Genomic DNA, 19778 nt, shown 5'->3' with positions numbered 1-19778 from the left:
CGGCTCACGCCTTTCTGGTCCCCGGGACCCAGGCGCCGTCCTCCACCGAGTAGTCGGCGAAGACTGCGGGCGCCTCGTCCTGCATGATCTCTGCGATCTTGCCGAAGACGAGGCGGATCTCCTCTTCGGCGCCCGGTGCGGTGCGCATCTCGATGACGTGGCGCAGCGACCGGAGGTTGGCGGTGTAGACGATGCCCGTCCCCAGCCCTTCGGGTGCGAACCGGCGCATGAATGACGTCATGTGCTTCTTGTGCGCGAACTTCGTCCCCTCCTCGTCCAGACCGAAGTGGGACGCCATCCACGCCTGGTGCTCTTCGAGGGTGTCGAGGACCTTGAGGGAGCGCTCCATGAGTTCCTCGTCCTCACGCGCCCATTCGGGGAACCAGAAGGGGAGCTCGTCCAGTCGGACGTAGCGCAGCGACTCCTGCGAGAAGGCGCAGCCTGCGCGGTGGCGGATGAGTTCGTGAGTCAGCACGCGGGAGACGTTGTGGAGGATGAACGTGTAGTTCGCGTGCTCGAGCACCGAACCGTGCTGCGAGCGGATGACGTTGCCGACGTACGCGGAGGAGTCGGTGCGCACGCGGGACACGTTCGGGTTGAGCCCCGGCTCCCAGGAGCGATAGCACATGCGACCGGAGAACTCGACGAGGTCCTCGCCATCGGGCGACTCGGACGGCTGGACACGGTCCGACCACACACGACCACCCACGTCGTCGAGGTAGGCGTTGACCGACTCCCAGTCGATCTGGGGCTTGGCGATGAGCGAGACTTCCGGTTCGACGTGGCGCACTTCTGTCCTTCTTCGCAGGGTCCGAGACGGGGCGGGGCGCAGCGATCACGATGCGCCTCACGGGTGACGACAGTCTCCCACAGTCGAACGCGACTCACCGAGCCCGAACAGGCCGCGCATCCTCACGGGACGCGGTGCGTCCACGTCTCCGTGCCGAACTTCGCATCCACGAGCGCCCGGGCAGCGTGCATCTCCTCGGCAGTGACGTCTCCGGTGCTGGCGCCGTACCTCGCGGTGAACGTCTCGATCATCGTCCGGATGATCTCCTCCCGGGACGCACCCGTCTGGCTGCGCACCGGATCGACGCGCTTCTTCGCGCTCGCGATGCCTTTGTCGGAGAGCTTCGCCTTGCCGATCCGCAGGACGTCGGTCATCGTGTCCGCATCGATGTCATAGCTCATCGTCGCGTGGTGGATGACCGCGTTCCTCGTCCGCTTCTGGGCGGCCCCGCCGATCTTGCCCTTCGACGAGGTGATGTCGTTGATCGGCACGTACCAGGCATTCACGCCGTGCTTCGCGAGTGCTTCGATCACCCACCGGTCCAGGTACGCGTAGGACTCCGTGTAGTCGAGCCCCGCCACGATCTCCCGCGGCGCGTAGAGGGAGTAGGTGATGCAGTTGCCGCCCTCCATGAACATCGCGCCGCCCCCGGTCACGCGGCGGACGACTTCCACGCCGTGCTCCTCGACCCCTTCGGGGTGGAGCTCATTCGTGTACGACTGGAAGGCGCCGATCACCACGGCACGGTCGTCCCACTCCCAGATCCTGAGCGTGGGCCCGCGACGGCCCGCATCGACCTCCGCCAGCAGCTGCTGATCGAGTGCGACGTTGAGCCGGGTCGGCAGCACAGGGGTGTGGACGACCTCCCACGAGTAGTCCGCGAAGTCCCGCGCGCCCGCCAGTGCACGACGCACGACCGTCCCGACGTCCTCGAGTGTGAAGCCCTGCAGATCGAGATCCTCGCCGAACGGCGCGAGTGCCGTCTCGAGCCGCCGCACGAGGGCCTCCTGGCCCTCCGTCGCCGAGGCCCCCACGAGTGCCGGCGCGAGCGCGTCGAAGGCGTCCTCCGGGTCGAGGAAGAAGTCGCCGGAGATCTTCGCCGCCGCGATCCGACCGCCTTCGGTTGCGAGATCCGCGACGACGAGCTTGCCGCCGGGGACCTTGTACTCGCCGTGGTGCTGCCGGCTGTTCGTGCTGGACTGCTTCGTGCTCGACTGCTTCGTGCTCGACTGATCCCTGCTCGTCATGCCTCCAATCTACTCCGTGCCGCAGGACCGTCTGCTCCCTGCGGCCCCCAACGCCTCCCCATGACTCCGCTGCGGCTCCCCACGGCACGGCTGCGCGTCTCGTGGAACCGCAGGCTCCGCGACCCTTGACTCCTGCCTCGGTTGAATGGTTACCTAGTCGAGTAATTAACCGATCCACCAGGGCAGGAGCTCGGATGTTCGATCAGGGTCGCCCCCTCTTCCTCCAGATCGCAGAATCGATCGAGGACTCGATCGTCGACGGCAGTCTCGAGGAGGAGTCCAAGGCACCTTCCACGAACGAACTCTCGACCTTCCACCGCATCAATCCGGCGACCGCGGCGAAGGGCGTCTCCGAACTCGTGGAGCGGGGAATCCTCTACAAGAAGCGAGGAATCGGAATGTTCGTCGCCACCGGGGCCCGCGAGCGGCTCGTCGATGAGCGCACACAGGGCTTCGCACACGCCTACATCTCCCCTCTGCTCGCCGAGGCCCGCCGGCTGCGACTGGGGCCGGATGACGTCATCCGGCTCATCACCGAACACGGGGATGCCTCGGACCGGGCCGAACCGGTCGCAGAGCAGACAGACCACACAGACCGCGCAGGCCCGGCGGCCCGGGATGACCAGGCAGCCCACCGTTCACCACAGGAGGCATGATGACCGCCGTCATCGACGTCGAGAACCTCACCAAGCGCTACCGCAGCACCACCGCAGTCGACGACCTGAGCTTCCGCATCGAAGAGCATGCGATCTACGGGTTCCTCGGCAGCAACGGCGCCGGCAAGACCACGACGATGTCCATGCTCACCGCGCAGAACTTCCCCACGTCGGGGAGCATTCGCGTGTTCGGCGAGCAGCCCTACGAGAACGCCCGGATCCTGTCCCGGATGTGCTTCGTCCGCGAGAGCCAGAAGTATCCGGACGATTTCACCCCGCAGCATGCGTTCCACTCCGCACGACTGTTCTTCCCGCACTGGGACGAGGACTTCGCGCAGTCGCTCATCTCCGACTTCCGTCTGCCCGTGAGGACCACGATCAAGAAGCTGTCCCGCGGTCAGCTCTCCGCGGTCGGGGTCATCATCGGTCTGGCGGCGCGGGCGGAGATCACGTTCTTCGACGAGCCGTATCTGGGCCTGGATGCCGTGGCCCGGACGCTCTTCTACGACAGGCTCATGGAGGACTACGCAGAGCACCCGCGAACGATCGTCCTGTCGTCGCACCTCATCGACGAGATCGCCGACCTGATCGAGCGAGTGCTCATCATCGACGACGGTCGTCTGCTCGTCGACGAGACGACCGATGATCTGCGGGGCCAGGCGGTGACGCTCACCGGCAGCGCCGACCAGGTGGACCGCTTCATCGTGGGGCGCGAGCTCCTGCACCGTCAGTCGCTCGGCAACGTCTCATCCGCCACGGTGCTCGGCACGCTGAGCGATGCGGAGCTGACGGATGCGCGGGAGGCGGGCCTCGAACGCACGCCGGTTCCGCTGCAGCAGCTCGTCGTCCACCTCACCCAGAAGAACCGGAACGGATCGTCCGGCACAGGATCAGGCGCAGAGTCCGGCGCAGGAACCCGCTCCATCGAATCGTCGGAGGCACGCACATGACCACCGCATCCAGGACGACCACCTCGACCGCTACAGGAGGCACGACCGTGACCACGACCGGCGACGCCCCCAGGGCAGCAGATCCGATCCGTGCCCGTGCTGCCGATCCTCCGACGGGCAGAACCGCGTCGACGGGCTCACGCATCCTCAACGTCGTGCGGCTTCAGTTCGTCAATCGCTACACGTTCCTGTGGATCCCGCTCATCATCATCGTGTCCGCGGTCATCCTCTCCCTGGCCATCTACTGGATGATCGGCTCCGACTCCCCCATGTACGGGGGCGGCGGTCAGGCTCCCCTCTGGTACTACCTGGTCGCGGGGATACAGGCGATGAGCCTCACCTTCCCGTTCTCGCAGGCCATGAGCCTCACACGGCGCGAGTTCTTCCTCGGCACGGTCCTCGCAGCCGCGATCTCCGCAGTCGTGCTCGCCGCCTTCTACGTCCTTCTGGGTCTCCTCGAGCAGGCGACGAGCGGGTACGGGATCAACGGCTACATCGTCTACCTCCCGTGGGTGTGGGAGAGCGGATGGGTGGGCACCGCCGCGGTCGTCGCCGCTCTCACGATGTTCTTCTTCCTCACCGGCTTCTGGTTCGCCACGATCTATCGGCGCGCCGGCACGATCGCCGTCACGCTCGCCACCGTCGGACTGGCAGTGGTGCTGCTCGCAGCGATCTTCGTCATCACGCGGATGGAGGCATGGATGTCCGTGCTGGAGTTCTTCACGACGCTGGGGCCACTCGGGCTGGCCGGCATTCTCGGGGGCCTGGCAGTCGTCGTGGGGACCGCCTCCTGGGTCACACTGCGCCGCTCGATGCACTGAGGACTCGTGGCACTGACGAGCTGAGCGGCTGAGCGGCTGACGCATCCCATCGCAGGATTCGTCAGCCGTTCAGCTGACGCATGAGGAACGCGTAGGACAGCGCCCGGGTCCTGGCGGCCTGCTCGTTGTCCGACGCGGCGGAGTGACCGCCCTCCCGGTCCTCGAAGAACCACACGCGCTCCGCACCTGCCCTCTGCATCCTCGCCGCCATCTTCCGTGCCTGCACCGGCCCCACGCGGTCGTCGGAGGTGGCCGTCCAGAAGAGGACAGGAGGATACGTCGTCCCGCCATCGACGTCGATGAGGTGGTACGGGGAGAACGTCCGGATGAACTCCCAATCCGCCGGGTCGTCCGGATCACCGTATTCGGCGGCCCAGGACGCACCGGCGGACAGCTTCGTGTAGCGGCGCATGTCCAGGAGCGGAACACCGCAGGAGACTGCTCCGAAGTCATCGGGGAACTGCGTGAGCATGTTGCCCACCAGCAGCCCGCCGTTGGAACCGCCCGAGCACGCGAGCTGCTGCGGCACCGTCACGCCGCGGGCGACGAGGTCGCGCGCCACGGCCACGAAGTCCTCGTAGGCGCGCTGACGGTTCTCCCGCAGGGCCGCCGTGTGCCAGCCTGGGCCGTACTCCCCGCCGCCGCGGATGTTCGCGACGACGTACGTGCCGCCCTTCTCCAGCCAGCCCAGCCCGATGGTCGGCGCGTAGCCGGGCAACCGGCTGAGCTCGAAGCCGCCGTACCCGTCGAGCATGACGGGCACGGGTGCTCCGTCCGCGCCCCCTGCTGCAGGGCCCACCTGGAAGTAGGGCACGCGCGTGCCGTCCGCGCTGCGGGTGAAGTGCTGAGTGACGCTCAGTCCGTTCGCATCGAAGAGCTCCGGGGCCTGCTTCACGAGCCCGGGTGCGACGTCCTGTTCACCGGGCGCACCCTCCGCACCGGCCGCCCCGAGCGACCCCCGCAGCAGGGTCGTCGGCGTGAGGTAGCCGCTCACGGTCATCCACACGTCGTTGGCCGTCGCATCGTCGTCGGGGTCGACTGCGCCCATGCCGACCGACAGCAGCGGATCGACGCCCGGCACTGCGCGGCCCGGAAGCACTCCGGGCGTCCCCGCGGGGACGCCGCCCGCCGCCTGCGACTCCGCGGGCCCTGCACCGCCGACCAGCAGCCGCCGGTCGACGACCCGCAGTTCCGAGCGCACGTCGGTGAGGAAGGAGAGCACGAGGTGATCCCGGGTGAGCGACCAGCCCTGCAGCGAGGTGCGCGGCTGAGGCCCCGCCTCCGGGGCGAACACGACCGTCGGCACGACACTGGCGGCGCCTCCTCCATGGACGACGTCGTCGTAGCGCGCGACGGCGAGCGCACCCGCCGGAACGGAGAACGACGAGCCGTCCGGTCCGGCCCCCTCCCAATCGGTGCGGGGCCGGAAGAGCACGAGGTCCCGGTCGACGTCGACGGACACGTCCGTCGGGACGTCGATGAGCGTCCAGCCTGCGATGAGGGCATCCGCTGCGGCGATCCCGTGGGCCGTGACCGGGAGGTCTCGGATCCAGGTGCGGGAGTTGAAGAAGTCGATCGCCTCGACGATGACGGCCCGCTCGAACCCGGGCGTGAGGTCGACGCCGGTGAAGATGGACAGGAGCTCGACCGGCACGGACATGATCTCGCGCGCGTCCTCGAGCGCTTCGCCGCGGCGCAGCAGGCGTGCGCTGCGCGGGTAGGTCGAGTCCGTGAGGGAGCCGGGGCCGAAATCCGTCGCGATGAGCAGGGTGTCGTCGTCGATCCAGCTCGCCTGCGCCTTCGCGGTCGGCAGGACGAAGCCGTCCGCCGGGTCCACGAACTCCTTCGTCTCGAGGTCGAATTCCCTGACCGTATGGGCGTCGCCGCCGTCCGGGGACAGCGAGACGAGCGCACGACGGCGGTCGGTGCGGCGGACACGGGCTCCGTGGAACACCCACTCCGTCCCGTCGGCGGCCGCCAGCGCGTCGACGTCGAGCAGCAGCTCCCACTCCGGGTCGTCCGTCACGTAGGACTCCCAGGTGGTGCGGCGCCACAGACCTTTGGGATGGTCCCGATCGCGCCAGAAGTTGAAGTAGAAATCTCCCAGCTTGCTCACACCGGGGATGCGGTCCTCCGAATCGAGGGCAGCACGGATCGCCTCCGAGGTCGCCTTCGCATCGTCATCGAAGAACTCCGCGAGGGTTGCGCGATTCTGCTCATCCACCCAGGTGAGTGCGTCTGCCCCCTCGATCTCCTCGAGCCACAGGAAATCGTCGTGGGGCATGGGAGAGGCACCGGACTGCGCAGACGTTTCGACCATGGACCCACCCTACGCACAGCGCGTCAGTCACACGCCCCGATCCTCTCGGGCTGCAGATCGAGCCTGCGCAGCAGCTGCGCGTTGAGCGCGACGACGACGGTCGACAGCGACATGAGGATCGCTCCGACGCTCATCGGCAGTACGAAGCCCACCGGCGCCAGGACGCCTGCCGCCAGGGGCACGGACAGCAGGTTGTACCCGGCGGCCCACCAGAGGTTCTGCACCATCTTCCGGTACGTCGCCCACGACAGGTCGATGACGGACAGGACGCTGCGCGGATCCGAGCCTGCGAGCACCACTCCCGCGGAGCCGATCGCCACGTCCGTGCCGGCACCGATCGCGAGTCCCACGTCCGCGCGTGCGAGCGCAGGGGCGTCGTTCACGCCGTCGCCCACCATCGCGGTGATGCGGCCCTCCTGCTGGAGGCGCGCGACGGCCGCCGCCTTGTCCTCCGGGCGCACATCCGCGAAGACGCGGTCGATGCCCAGTTCGACGGCCACGGTCCGCGCGACGGACTCCGCATCCCCGGTGATCATCGCGACCTCGACGCCGCGGGCATGGAGCGCTTCGATCGTCGCCTTCGATTCCGGACGCACCTCATCCTCGACGCGCAGCGCGCCGACGATCTCACCGTCTGCGAACACGTGCAGGACGGTCGCGCCTGCCTCCCGCCACGGGGCGGTCTCTGCGAGCGGTGCCCCTCCGAGCCGGGTCAGCAGGTGGGGGCCTCCGACATGGACCTCGGTGCCCTCGACGCGAGCGCTCACTCCTTCGGCAGGGTGCGAGGAGAAGTCGGCGGCCCGGGGCAGGGCGAGCTCCCGCTGTTCAGCCGCCCGGACGATCGCCCGGGCCAGCGGGTGCTCGCTGTCGGCTTCCGCCGCTGCGGCGAGCCGCAGGACCCGGTCCTCCCCCGCGTCCGAGGCGGAGGACTGCTCCCGCCGCAGCCTGTCGGCCGGGTCGTTCTGCTGGTTCCCGACCCCGGCCTCGGCGGCGGCCTTCGGCACATCGGCACTGCCGGCCGCCGCGACGACATCGCTGACGGCGGGTTCACCCCTGGTGAGGGTTCCGGTCTTGTCGAAGAGGACGACCTCGACCCGGCGCATCGACTCCAGCGCCAGTCGGTCCGTCACGAGCACGCCCGCGCGGGCGGCGCGCTCCGTGGCGATCGACACGACGAGTGGGATCGCCAGCCCCAGCGCGTGCGGACAGGCGATGACGAGCACGGTGATCGTGCGGACGACGGCGTCATCGGGGGCACCGAGCAGTCCCCACACGATCGCGGTGAGGATCGCAGCGACGAAGGCGAACCAGAAGAGCCAGGCCGCGGCCCGATCGGCGAGCCGCTGGGCACGGGAGCTCGAGGACTGGGCCTCCTCGACGAGGCGGCTGATGCCTGCGAGCGTCGTGTCGTCCCCCACCGCCGTCACCTCGACGCGCAGGCCGGAATCAGTGGCGATCGTGCCGGCGATGACGGGATCGCCCTCGGCACGGCGGACGGTCGTGGACTCGCCGGTGACCATCGACTCGTCCATGCTCGCAGACCCCTCGACGACCCGGCCGTCGGCTGGCACGGACGCACCGGGGCGGACGACGACGAGGTCCCTCACCAGGAGTTCGGACGGGTCCACCTGGACGGTCTCGCCGTCGCGGACCACTTCTGCGGTGTCCGGCAGGAGAGCGGCGAGCGCAGTGAGCGCGGACGCCGTCTGCGCGGTCGATCGCATCTCCACCCAGTGACCCAGCAGCATGATGACGACGAGGAGAGCGAGCTCCCACCAGAAGTCCAGATCAGCGCTCAGCACACCCAGAGTGGATCCCCAGGACGAGAGGAGCGCGACGGTGATCGCGAGCCCGATGAGGAGCATCATCCCAGGACGGCGGGCGCGGACCTCGTCGATCGCGCCGGCGAGGAAGGGGCGACCGCCCCACACGTACATGACGGTGCCGAGGACCGGCGCGACCCAGGTCAGCCAGCCGGACTCGGGAACCGGATAGCCGACGAGTCGCGCGAACATCGGAGCGAGCACGACGGTGGGCACCGCAAGGACGAGCATGATCCAGAAGAGGCGCCGGAACTGCTCCGCGTGAGCGGAATGGTCGTGGCCGGAACCGTGATCACCGGCGTGATCGTGACCGTGATCAGCATGGTCGTGGCCGGAACCGTGATCACCGGCGTGATCGTGACCGTGATCAGCATGGTCGTGGCCGCCGACACCGTGCTCCTGGTGGCCACTCTCATGCTCGCGGCGTTCCGCCTCAGAGGGGTGGTGTGGATGACGCGGCGAGTCAGTCATGCCCCATTTATACCCCCTGGGGGTATAGATGGCAAGACGCCGCCCTCAGTCCAGCTCGCGACCCGTCGTGTCGTGGGCGAGCACGGCCATGAGGATGACCGCGGTGACCACCAGCGCACCCGTCAGCGCGAAGGTCCACGTCAGACCGAGGACCGGCCACAGGAACGACCCGAACGCCAGCGGCGCGATGCCCGTCGCCCAGCGCGAGGCGCTCGACGCCCAGCCGAAGCCGGAGGCGCGCAGCGTCGTCGGATAGAGCTCGGAGACGTACGTGTAGAGGGTGGGGATCGCGATCTGGATGACGAACCCGAACACGAGGATGAGCGCCTGCGCCGTCGCGCTCAGATCGGCACCGGACGCTTCGAGCACCCACGCGAAGCCCACAAGGGCCACGACGCCGGCGAGCGATGACAGCGCCAACTGCCAGCGCCGGCCGATGTACTCGATCAGCAGCGCGGACGCGATGACACCGACGATGCCCACGGCTGTCATCTGCCCCGTCACGATGAAGGCCGCCTCGTCACCCAGCCCCTGCTCGCGCAGGATCTTCGGCAGCCACGTGAGCGCCGCGTAGTACAGGAGCAGGATCGACACGAACAGCGACCACGCCACGAGCGTGAGCGGCGTCGACCACTTCCACAGATCTGCGATCTGGCCGGTGACCGCCGCGATCCTGCCGGCCCATGTGCCGGGCGCCGCCGCAGGTGCTGCCACCTCCGCACGCCGCCATTCCGTCACGTCGGAACCGGTCGCCCTCACCAGTCGGCGAACGATGACGTCCGCCTCGTCATGGCGCCCGACGCTCGCCAGGTACATCGGGGATTCGGGGACGAAGAGTCGGATCCCGAACACCAGGAAGGCCGGCACGATCATGATGAGCATGACGGCACGCCAGTCGGTGAACGAGATCAGCCAGGCGGACACGAAGGCACACAGGGTCGCGCCGATCGGCCACCAGCCGTCCAGCGCCGTGAGCACCCTGCCGCGATGCTTCGCGGGAGAGAACTCGCCCACCAGCGCATAGTCGACCGGGATGCAGCCGCCCAGGCCGAATCCCGCGAAGAAGCGGAAGAGGCAGAAGATCCAGATGTTGGGGCTGAGCGCACCCAGCGCGGTGAAGACAGAGAAGCACAGCAGCGTGAGGGTGAACGCCTTCTTCCGTCCGATCCGGTCGGCTATGCCGCCCCAGACGAACGCACCGATGGCCATGCCGATCAGATTGACCGTCGCGATCCAGGCGGCCTGACCGACTGTCAGGCTCCAGTGGTCACTCAGCAGCGGGATGAGGAAGCCGTTGAGCGCGACGTCCCACGCGTCGAACATGAAGCCCAGGCCGCCCACCAGGAAGATGGCGCCCTGAGTCCTCCACCTCCAGGGGAGGCCGGCGATGACGTCTGCGGTCGTCGGAAGCTCAGCGCGCTGCGCGAGCGTGCCCGCATCACTGCGGGAGTCTGAAGAAGACATGGGGGAGACAGTACACCCGCTTTTTCGCCCTTCTGCGAAAAAGGTTCGACGTCGAGAATCATCGTGACTGTTTCGTAATATTCTCGGGTCAGCGCCTGCGCGGGAGCAGCCGGTCGGCCGCCAGCTGCGCGCGGACGGCGCCGCCGAGCATCGCCGAAGGTCCGCCGCTCCTCGACAGCCCCTCGAGCCGCACCACCGGCGGACTCTCGGCGTGCAGCTCGTCGGCTCCGCCGCCTGCCCCCATGCGTGCGATCGCCAGACGGATCGCCGCGAAGAGCGCTTCGACATGGGTGTCGAGAGCACTATGTCCGTGGTCCGGGACGGTGGCCAGCACCCCGCGAGGCGCCAGGTGCGCGATGCGCTCTGCGACGGGACGCGGGGTCCGCAGGTCGCGGTCCCCCGACAGAGCGACGACCGGGACGGTGAGCGACGGAAGCGCTGCGGCGAGGTGGAAGGGCTCAGCGCTGAACGGCGAGAACCTCTTCGCGACCTCGTGGAACGAGGCGCCGGTGTCGAAGAACGCCTCCGAGTCCGAATCAGCGAAGTCGAGTTCCCGGAACGCGATCTCTCCGACCCGATCGAACTCCATGTAGTACGGAAGCGATTCGTCGGTGTCCGACTGGCCGAGCCTCCCGAGGGTCGCGAGAGTGGTCCGGGCCCTCCCCACCGCGATCTGATTGAGCAGCGCGTCGAGCGTGTCCATCCCGGCGAACTCGTAGACGATGCGGACTGCGCGGGAGAGCTGCTCCGGTGACAGGAGACCGTCCCTCTCGATGTCCCGCACCTTGCGGGCCACCCTGCGGTGCGTCTCGTCGCCCAGGGTCCCGTCGTAGAGCAGTCCGTCCGCCCACGCGCGGACGTCCTGCTTGCCCGCCTCCAGCATCGGCGAGTCCAGGACGATCCCTGCCACCCGGTGGGGCAGGGTCACAGCGAGTGCGAGTGCGACGTACGAGCCGTAGGACGAGCCCACGACCGTCACGCGGCCGATGCCCTCGGCGTCGAGCACGGCACGGATGTCGTCGACGACGAGCGAGATGCGCATCGCCTCCAGCGGCAGATCCGACCCGTCCGCCGCACTGCGGGAGAGCCCGACACCGCGGTGTTCGAGCATGATGACGTCCAGCCCCCGCCTGACGGCCTTCTGCCGCAGCGCCCGATAGGGCACCGCAGACGCCAGCCCCGGCCCACCCGGGATGATGAGCACAGGAGGTCCGGATTCCGCTGTGGCCGGCTGCGTATCATCGCCCAGTCCGGGCGTCGTGCGGACATAGGCGAGGGAGAACGTCGCCGAGTCGCGCTCATCCGTGACGGGCCGTTCGATCCGATGCAGTCCGGGGGTGGCCTCAGCGGCCCTGCGCAGTCGCGTGCTCATATGCGGTCATCGTATGCGCCCGACACCCAGGCCGCATATCGGTCCGCCGATTCTGCGATGGCACGCGCTCCGCCGTGCATGAGACGCTGCCCGAAGCTGCCGTAGATCCGTTCGACGTCCAGGTCAGCGACCCGTGCGGCGATCATCCGGACCGCCTGTGCGGACAGCGGCAGATAGTTGGGGAATGAGCGCATGAAGGTCACCCACCCGTCGCGAGCGACCGGCGACACCGAGTCGCTTCCCAGCATCACCAGCGCTCCGTCGCCGGGCGCGCGCCACAGGGCCACGCAGCTGCCCGGGAAGTGCCCGCCCACCTGGCGCACGCGGATGCCGGAGAGGGGCTCCGCCTCCTCGTCGAAGAGCTCGATCGCGGATCCGTACCTCTGCACCCAGTCCGCGTCCTTCCGCGACACGAAGATCGGGGCATCGTCGAACGCACGGCTCCACTCGAGCTGCAGTCCGTACATGTGCGGATGGCTCGCAACGATCGCGCCCACTCCCCCGCGCGCCGACACCGCCTCGATCGCGGCGTCGTCGATGAAGGGCGGGACGTCGAAGAGCAGGCCGCCCGCGCCGTCGGACGCGGGAGAGCCCGCACCCGAGGCCGTCGCCAGATAGCAGGTCTGCCCGATGCCCGTGCGGGGCTGGGTGCGCAGTGAGTGCAGCCCCGGTTCGGCCTCTCGCACCTCGATCGAACGCCCTGAGTCGGCGAGCTCCCCCACCGTCGTCCATGCCTGCCCGTCGACGGGGACGAACTGACGTTCGTCGTCGCAGATCGGGCAGACCGGGGGCAGCGGATCCGCAGCCTCCACACCGCATGTCGCGCACAGCGTCAGGCGGGCGGGCAGCTGCACGCGTGCGCGGCCGGGGACCGCAGAGGGAGCCGGGGCCCTTTGATCGTCAGGCATCCCGACCCCCTCCTCACAGAAGCAGTGCGTGCAGTCGCTGCGGCGTGCGGCCGCTCAGGCGAGCTTGACCATCCAGCCTTCCGGCCCCTCGGCGCGGCCGTACTGGATGTCCAGCAGCGTCCTGCGCATCGTCATGGTCGTCTCCCCGGGCGTCTCCCCGTGGTCGACGCTCCAGTCGTCGCTGACGAGCTTCCCGATCGGCGTGATCGCCGCGGCGGTGCCACAGGCGAATGCCTCCACGATCGTGCCGTCCGCCGCGCCCGTGCGCCATTCGTCCACCGTGATGGGGCGCTCCTCCGGGGTCAGCCCCAGGCGGGGGGCGAGCTCCAGGACCGACCTGCGCGTGACTCCGTCCAGGATCGTCTGCGAGACCGGCGGAGTGAGCAGCTTCCCGTCCGCCGTGATCAGCATGAGGTTCATGCCGCCCAGCTCTTCGAGGTGAGTGCCGTCCACGGCGTCCGTGAACATGACCTGCTGACAGCCCTTCGAGTTCGCCTCGATCATCGCCGCCGTGGACGCCGCGTAGTTGCCGCCGGTCTTCGCGAAGCCGGTCCCTCCGGCGCCCGAGCGCTTGAGGTTCTGCGACAGCCAGATGCTCACCGGCTTGATGCCGCCGGAGAAGTACGCGGCCGCTGGAGAGGCGATGACGTAGTAGTCGGCCTGCTGCGTGGGGCGCAGCCCCAGGAAGCGCTCCGCAGAGATCATGAAGGGGCGCAGGTAGAGGCTCACCTCGTCTGCGTCGTCCTTCGGTGCGGGCACCCACGCCACGTCCTGCTCGACCAGCGCACGCAGCGAGTCGATGAAGTCGCTGCCGTCCATCTCCGGCAGCGCCATCCGGGCGGCGGAGGCGTTCATGCGGTCTGCGTTGCGGTCCGGGCGGAACGTCCAGACGGACCCGTCGGCGTGGCGGTAGGCCTTGAGCCCCTCGAAGATCTCCTGCGCATAGTGCAGGACTGCGGCCGCGGGGTCCAGGGAGAGAGGACCGTAGGGAACCACCTCGTGGTTGTGCCACCCCTGCTCTTCGGTGAACCGGATGTGGGCCATGTGGTCCGTGAACTGCGTCCCGAACACGGGGGCACCCAGAATCGCGTTTCGCACAGTCTCACTCTGCGGCTGCGGATTCTTCTGGAGTGCGAACGTCGTCATTGCGTACTTCTCTCTGGTGAGGATTCGGTTGTGTCTGCGGTCACTCTAACGCAGGGAGGACGAATGCCCCCACCCGATGGTGCACCTGACGTCGGAGTGCCGGGAAGGGGGTTCGACGTTCCGGCAGACCCGCCGGCGGATCGTACCGGTGGGCGCTCGGTTCATGCCAGCGAGGCCAGCCAGCGGGCCAGCCGGTCGGTCAGGACGGGACTGCGCGGTTCCTGCCGGTGTCAGGCTCGGACGAGCACAGTCCCGACCTGCCGGTCAGGCGAGGCGCGCCGCGATGGCGTCCCCGACCTCGGAGGTGGCCCGAGGTGCGGTCCCGCGGTCCGCGAGGTCGGCCTCGACGGCGGTCTGGATGGCCTCAGCGACCGCCGTGAGTCCCAGGTGCTCCGCCATGAGGGCGCCGGAGAGGATGCAGGCGGTCGGATCCGCCTTGCCCTGGCCCGCGATGTCCGGCGCAGAGCCGTGGATGGGCTCGAAGAGGCTGGGCGCCGTGCCCTGGACGTTGATGTTGCCGCTTGCGGCCAGCCCGATGCCGCCGGTCACGACGGCGGCGAGATCCGTCACGAGGTCGCCGAACAGGTTGTCGGTGACGATGACGTCGTACTGCGACGGGTTCGCGACCATGTAGATCATGGCGGCGTCGGTGTGCTGGTAGTCCACCTCGACGTCGGGGTACTCCTCGCTGATCACCTCGACCACGCGGCGCCACAGGTGACCCGCGTGGACCATCACGTTGGTCTTGTGGAGGTAGGTCAGCTTCTTCCGACGGGCGCGCGCCTGCTCGAATGCGAAGCGGACTGTGCGCTCGACGCCGTAGCGGGTGTTGACCGAGACCTCGGTCGCCAGTTCGTTCGCGGTGCCTTCGCGCAGCGTCCCGCCCTGACCGGTGTAGGACCCCTCCGTCCCTTCGCGGACGACCACGAAGTCGATGTCGCCGGGGTTCGCGAGCGGCGAGGTGGTGCCCGGGTACAGCTTCGACGGGCGGAGGTTCACCGCGTGCTCGAGGCCGAAGCGCATCTTGAGGATGATGCCGCGCTCCAGCACGCCCGACGGGACCGACGGATCGCCGCAGGCACCGAAGAAGATGGCGTCGAACGCCTGCAGGCGCGCCAGCTCGTCATCGGTGAGGGTCTCCCCCGTCTCGTGCCAACGACGGGCACTGGCCTCGAACTGCTCCGTGTCGAGGACGGCATCCGAGCCGGTGGCCTCGATCGCGCGGGTGAGGACCTTCAGGCCTTCGGGGACGACTTCCGTGCCGATGCCGTCACCGGGCATCACAGCGATCTTCAACGTTGTCATGGGAGGACAGTAGCGCGCGGGTCTCACCATTCGACTGGTCATCTTGAGAACTGAGACCGGCGTCGTGAGTCGTGTGTACGCCTGGCCGGTCCCGCTGTGCAGGACCTCTGTGCAGGTCTACTCGTGCCGGACCTCTGTGCAGGTCCACTGTGCAGATCCTCCGTGCAGGTCCTCTGCGCAGATCCACTGCGCAGGTCCACTGTTGCAGGCTGGTCGATTCCGACGGCCGCGGCCCATCCCCGGCGGGGTCCGTCCGGCGATAGGCTCGGGGTATGTCGACAACCCCCATTCGCAATGCTCGTGCTGCGGCGCTCCCTGCCAAGCTGTCCCGGACCTGGCTGCTCGTGAACGCGGCCAAACCAGACCTGTTCGAACCGGGGCAGCGGTCCGAGGCCGACTCGGTGATCTTCGACATGGAGGCGGCCGTCGCGGAGGACCAGAAGGATGCGGCGCGCGCGCACGTCGTCGAAGCCCTGTCCGACCGCGATTCTGCGACCGGAGAACCCCAGATGACCGCGTGGGTGCGGATCAACGGGACGCGGACCCGGCACTGGGAGGAGGACCTCGCGGCGCTCAACGGGCTGGCCGGCCTGCGCGGCATCATGCTTCCGAACACGGAGGCGCCGGAGCAGGTCACGTGGACGGCGATGAAGTCAGGGGCCGGCGTGCCGGTGCTGGCACTCATCGAGACCGCGAGCGGGGTGGAGAACGCGACGCAGATCGCGAACGCCCCCGGCACGTTCCGGCTGGCGCTGGGCACGAACGACCTCCGCAAGGACACCGGCATGTCCGACGACCCGCTGGCGCTCGCGTACGTGCGGTCGCGACTCGTCATCGCATCCCGGGTGGGCGGCCTGCCGGGCGCCATCGACGGGCCGTCGCCGGCCGGTGCCTCGAAGGAGCGCGTGCGCGAGGACTGCGCGTGGACCATCAAGATGGGCATGGCCGGCAAGCTCACACTCGCACCGGAGTCGGCGCCCGTCATCAACGACGCGCTGGCACCGTCCGAGGACGAGCGCCGCTGGGCGCGCGAGCTGCTGGAGGACGCGCAGAGCAGCGGCGGCGAGATCACCGACGGCTCGTACCTGCCGCGCCTGGCACGCGCGAAGAAGATCGTGGAGCTGGCCGACTCGTACGGTCTCTGGAACGCCTGATCCGCGGGACTCCGGGGCCGCCTCATCCTGAGCGTGTGCACGTCTGAGCGGGTGCACGTCCCCGAATGAGTGCAGCCGGCCACCCGCCCCCTACGCTCCGATCAGTCCGGAGATCGTCTCCACCATCTGGACGCCGGCCAGCGCTGTGAAGAGCACGAGGCACACGGTGAGCACGGTGTTCGACAGCCACCCGTTGCGCAGCTGCGGCACGACCGATCTGCGGTTCAGCAGCAGGAGCAGCACGATCGCGAGCACCGGCAGGATGAACGAGCTGATCGCCGCGTAGACCAGCACCAGCGTGACCGGGCGGTCGAAGCCCAGCACCTGCTCCACCGTCAGCACGCCCAGCGTGCAGGCGGTCAGCCAGATGAGGGCCGCTTTGAACTCCACGGCATCCGACGACATCGCGTATGCGGGGTCGTCCTGGTGCGGGTACCGGCGGATCACGCGCAGGCAGTCACCGGTCACGTAAGCGATGCCCTGGAATCCTCCCAGCAGGCTCGTGTAGGTCACGGCGAAGAACGACAGCAGGAACAGGATCCACGCCCAGCCTCCCAGTCGCTCGCCGATGAGCTCGCCCACCGTGAAGACTGCGTCGTTGCTCTCGATCGAGTGTCCCTGGCCGTAGAGCCAGAATGCGCCCACGACGGTCATCGAGACCGCGAAGATCCCCACGAGCACGTAGCTGAACGCGAGGTCGACGCGCACGACGCTCTTCCACGCCGGACCGCTCCAGCGCTTCTCCTGGACGAAGAACGTGTAGGCCATGACCCCCGTCGCACCCCCGACTCCGCCGACGAGCGACAGCACCGTGATGAGCGACGTATGCGGATAGATCGGCATGATCGTCTGGGCGGCGGTCGCCTGGGCGGCGCCGTCACCGGCAGAACTCATCGCCAGGGACACGATGCCCAGGAACATGAGGATCGCGAAGCCCATCATCGCCTTCTCGACGATGCCGTAGCGGCCCACCCAGAGGAGGACGACGGCGGACAGGACGAGCACCGCGAGTGTCGGCCAGAACGGCAGCCCGGGGAACAGCGTCTGGGCGATGAGCGTGGTGATCGCTGCGACGCCCGCGCCGAAGAACACGCCCACGAGCAGTTCCGCGACGAGCAGGATGACGGGGAACAGCCGTCCGCCCACGTCTGTGATGTGCGAGAAGAGCGACCGATCCGCCGTCAGCTGGAGGCGGGTGACCGCCTCGGACAGCCCGAACTTCAGCAGCAGGCCCAAGGTGAACACCCAGATGAGCGCGAGGCCGTATTCGGCTCCCGAGTTCAGCGTCGTCACCATGTCCGACGCGCCGACGCTGGCCAGCGCCAGTACGACGCCCGGGCCGAGCAGCCTCAGGTGCCCCTTCCACGAGCGTGGCGCAACAGGGCTGCCCTCCCCCGGCACCCCGGTCGGCCGCCCCGTGCCGGTCGGCCGCCCCGTGCCGGTCGGCTGCCCCGCCCCGGTCGACTGCCCCGTGCCGGTCGACTGCCCCGTGCTGGTCGACTGCCCGGCCCTGGTCGGCTGCCCCGTGCCGGATCCGCTGTTCTGCTCCATCGTGCTCGTCCTTCCGAAGAGGGTCTCGGACATACGAAGAGCGGCCGGGCTGCGAATCCCGACCGCTCCTCGTGGTGGTTCTGCGTCAGTCAGTCCTCTGTCAGATTGACGGCTGCGGCGTGCTCCGCATCGGCCGCCGCGGCGACCGTCTGCACGATCTCCGGCGTGACCGCGGTATCGACGGCGAGCACGGACAGCGCGCGGCCGCCCTCACCCGCACGCGACACCTGCATGCCGGCGATGTTGACGTTGTTGCGGCCCAGTGCCTGGCCGAAGACGCCGATGACGCCCGGACGGTCCACGTACTCGAAGATCAGCAGGTGGTCGGTCAGCGAGATCTCCAGCTCGAAGCCGTTCACCTCGACCAGCTTCTGCACCTGCTTGGGCCCGGTGAGCGTGCCGGACACGGACACCTGCGCCCCTGCCGAGGTCGTCGCCACCAGGGTGATGACGTTGCGGAACCCGTCGGCGACATCGCTGGTCTCGACCGAGACGTCCACGCCCCGCTCGTCCGCGAGCACGGGGGCGTTCACGTAGGAGACGGGCACGTCCACCCGGTCCTTGAAGAGTCCCTTGAGTGCCGCGAGCTTCAGTGCGCCCACGTCCTTCGACGCGATCTCGCCCTTCACCTCGAGCTTGAAGTGGGTGACGGTCTCCGTGAGTGCGGCGATGATCCGGCCCAGACGCTCCGTGAGCGGGATGCCGGGGCGGACGTCCTCGTCGATCTTGCCGCCGGCCACGTTCACAGCGTCCGGGACGAGCTCTCCGGCGAGCGCCAGGCGCACGGACTTCGCGACGGCGACTCCGGCCTTCTCCTGCGCCTCGTCGGTCGATGCGCCGAGGTGCGGCGTGACGTTCACCGCGTCGAGCTCCATGAGCTCCGAGTGCTCGGGCGGCTCCTGGGACCAGACGTCGATGCCGGCGCCGCCCACGCGGCCGGAGGCCACGGCCTCGGCGAGTGCCTCCTCATCGACGATCCCTCCGCGGGCCACATTCACGATGCGCACGCCCTGCTTCGCCTTCGCGAGCTGCTCGCGACCGATCATGCCGACCGTCTCCGGGGTCTTCGGCATGTGGACGGTGAGGAAGTCCGCCTGCTCGACGAGCTCGTCGAGCTCCATGACCTTCACACCCATCTGCGCTGCGCGCGATGCGGAGATGTAGGGGTCGTATCCGATGAGGTTCATGCCGAACGACTTGGCGCGCTCTGCGACGAGCCCGCCGATCCGGCCCAGGCCGATGATCCCCAGAGTCTTGTCGTAGAGCTCCACGCCCGTGAGGCGCTTGCGCTCCCAGCGACCCTCCTTGAGGGAGGCGTGGCCCGCGCCGAAGAAGCGGGCCGAGGCCAGCAGGTGCGTCATCGTGAGCTCCGCGGCGGAGATGATGTTCGAGGTCGGCGCATTCACGACCATGACTCCCGCAGTCGTCGCAGCGGGCACATCGACGTTGTCGAGTCCCACCCCGGCGCGGGCGATCACCTTGAGGCGCGGCGCAGCGGCGATGGCTTCGGCGTCCATGTGGGTGGCGGAGCGGACGAGCACGGCGTCCGCGTCTGCCAGGGCGGTCAGCAGTGCCGGGCGGTCGGTCCCGTCGGCCTGGCGGACATCGAAGTCGGGGCCGAGGGCCTCGACGGTGGCCGGTGAAAGGTTCTCAGCAAGCAGCACGACGGGCTTGGGCACAGTTCTCCTCCTGGGGAGCGTCTTCGCGGATCATGCCCACTGTAGTGACCGCGGCCGGGGTGTGCGCGGCCGGGTTCACATCGTGAGCAGTGTCGGGCCGCCGCACGATACATCGCCTCTT

15 protein-coding genes are annotated in these 19778 nt (G+C 68.7%); 4 read left to right on the top strand and 11 right to left on the bottom strand.

Annotation, left to right across the window (positions count from 1 at the left end; genetic code table 11):
* Positions 1–4: 4 nt before the first annotated feature.
* Both thyX and lplB read right to left on the bottom strand, forming a co-directional pair.
* A complete protein-coding gene (gene thyX, locus BJEO58_RS04070) occupies positions 5–790 on the bottom strand; it encodes an FAD-dependent thymidylate synthase (RefSeq protein ID WP_101587973.1) in 786 nt (261 codons plus the stop codon).
* A 122-nt stretch (positions 791–912) separates the two neighbouring features.
* Complete coding sequence (gene lplB, locus BJEO58_RS04065; protein ID WP_101587971.1) at positions 913–2037, bottom strand: lipoate-protein ligase small subunit; 1125 nt, start codon at positions 2035–2037, stop codon at positions 913–915.
* Between the two features lie 194 nt (positions 2038–2231).
* On the opposite strand from lplB, the gene BJEO58_RS04060 reads away from it, so the two are divergent.
* Genes BJEO58_RS04060 through BJEO58_RS04050 form a run of 3 tightly spaced genes read left to right on the top strand, consistent with a single transcriptional unit; the run spans position 2232 to position 4464 of the window.
* Positions 2232–2693 (top strand): GntR family transcriptional regulator, encoded by a 462-nt coding sequence (locus BJEO58_RS04060; RefSeq protein ID WP_101587969.1) that lies wholly within the window; start codon positions 2232–2234, stop codon positions 2691–2693.
* The gene (locus BJEO58_RS04055) at positions 2693–3643 is read left to right on the top strand and encodes an ABC transporter ATP-binding protein (protein WP_101587967.1); all 951 of its coding nucleotides are present in this window, start codon (positions 2693–2695) and stop codon (positions 3641–3643) included. Before BJEO58_RS04060 ends, BJEO58_RS04055 begins: the two co-directional genes overlap by 1 nt.
* 47 nt (positions 3644–3690) lie before the next feature.
* Positions 3691–4464, top strand: coding sequence for a hypothetical protein (locus BJEO58_RS04050; RefSeq protein ID WP_246075961.1), 774 nt, complete (start codon positions 3691–3693; stop codon positions 4462–4464).
* Positions 4465–4525: 61 nt separating this feature from the next.
* On the opposite strand, the gene BJEO58_RS04045 is transcribed toward BJEO58_RS04050, so the two are convergent.
* The 7 genes from BJEO58_RS04045 to BJEO58_RS04015 all read right to left on the bottom strand — a co-directional run bounded on the left by BJEO58_RS04045 (position 4526) and on the right by BJEO58_RS04015 (position 15273).
* A complete protein-coding gene (locus BJEO58_RS04045; RefSeq protein ID WP_101587966.1) occupies positions 4526–6784 on the bottom strand; it encodes a prolyl oligopeptidase family serine peptidase in 2259 nt (752 codons plus the stop codon).
* Positions 6785–6807: 23 nt separating this feature from the next.
* Positions 6808–9078, bottom strand: coding sequence for an HAD-IC family P-type ATPase (locus BJEO58_RS04040; protein WP_101587965.1), 2271 nt, complete (start codon positions 9076–9078; stop codon positions 6808–6810).
* 45 nt (positions 9079–9123) lie between these two features.
* Positions 9124–10542 carry an MFS transporter gene (locus BJEO58_RS04035; RefSeq protein ID WP_101587962.1) on the bottom strand — a complete coding sequence of 473 codons (1419 nt, stop codon included), beginning with the start codon at positions 10540–10542 and terminating at the stop codon, positions 9124–9126.
* Between the two features lie 88 nt (positions 10543–10630).
* Positions 10631–11914 carry an alpha/beta fold hydrolase gene (locus BJEO58_RS04030; RefSeq protein ID WP_101587960.1) on the bottom strand — a complete coding sequence of 428 codons (1284 nt, stop codon included), beginning with the start codon at positions 11912–11914 and terminating at the stop codon, positions 10631–10633.
* Positions 11911–12822 (bottom strand): MBL fold metallo-hydrolase, encoded by a 912-nt coding sequence (locus tag BJEO58_RS04025; RefSeq protein ID WP_246075960.1) that lies wholly within the window; start codon positions 12820–12822, stop codon positions 11911–11913. The genes BJEO58_RS04030 and BJEO58_RS04025 overlap by 4 nt, the downstream gene beginning before the upstream one ends.
* A 54-nt stretch (positions 12823–12876) precedes the next feature.
* On the bottom strand, positions 12877–13968 hold the full coding sequence (locus BJEO58_RS04020) for a branched-chain amino acid aminotransferase (protein WP_101587958.1): 1092 nt from the start codon (positions 13966–13968) through the stop codon (positions 12877–12879).
* 264 nt (positions 13969–14232) lie between these two features.
* A complete protein-coding gene (locus tag BJEO58_RS04015) occupies positions 14233–15273 on the bottom strand; it encodes a 3-isopropylmalate dehydrogenase (RefSeq protein WP_101587957.1) in 1041 nt (346 codons plus the stop codon).
* A 272-nt stretch (positions 15274–15545) separates the two neighbouring features.
* Here BJEO58_RS04015 and BJEO58_RS04010 point away from each other — a divergent pair, with 272 nt between their 5' ends.
* Positions 15546–16427, top strand: a complete 882-nt coding sequence (locus BJEO58_RS04010) for an HpcH/HpaI aldolase/citrate lyase family protein (protein ID WP_101587955.1) — start codon at positions 15546–15548, stop codon at positions 16425–16427.
* A 90-nt stretch (positions 16428–16517) separates the two neighbouring features.
* Here BJEO58_RS04010 and BJEO58_RS04005 read toward each other — a convergent pair whose 3' ends face one another.
* Complete coding sequence (locus tag BJEO58_RS04005) at positions 16518–17978, bottom strand: Nramp family divalent metal transporter (protein WP_101588203.1); 1461 nt, start codon at positions 17976–17978, stop codon at positions 16518–16520.
* An 89-nt stretch (positions 17979–18067) separates the two neighbouring features.
* A complete protein-coding gene (gene serA / locus BJEO58_RS04000) occupies positions 18068–19657 on the bottom strand; it encodes a phosphoglycerate dehydrogenase (RefSeq protein WP_101587953.1) in 1590 nt (529 codons plus the stop codon).
* Positions 19658–19778: the final 121 nt, after the last annotated feature.

This window comes from Brevibacterium jeotgali (assembly GCF_900169175.1).
Lineage (GTDB): Bacteria > Actinomycetota > Actinomycetes > Actinomycetales > Brevibacteriaceae > Brevibacterium > Brevibacterium jeotgali.
This window is presented reverse-complemented; position numbering and strand designations above follow the sequence as displayed.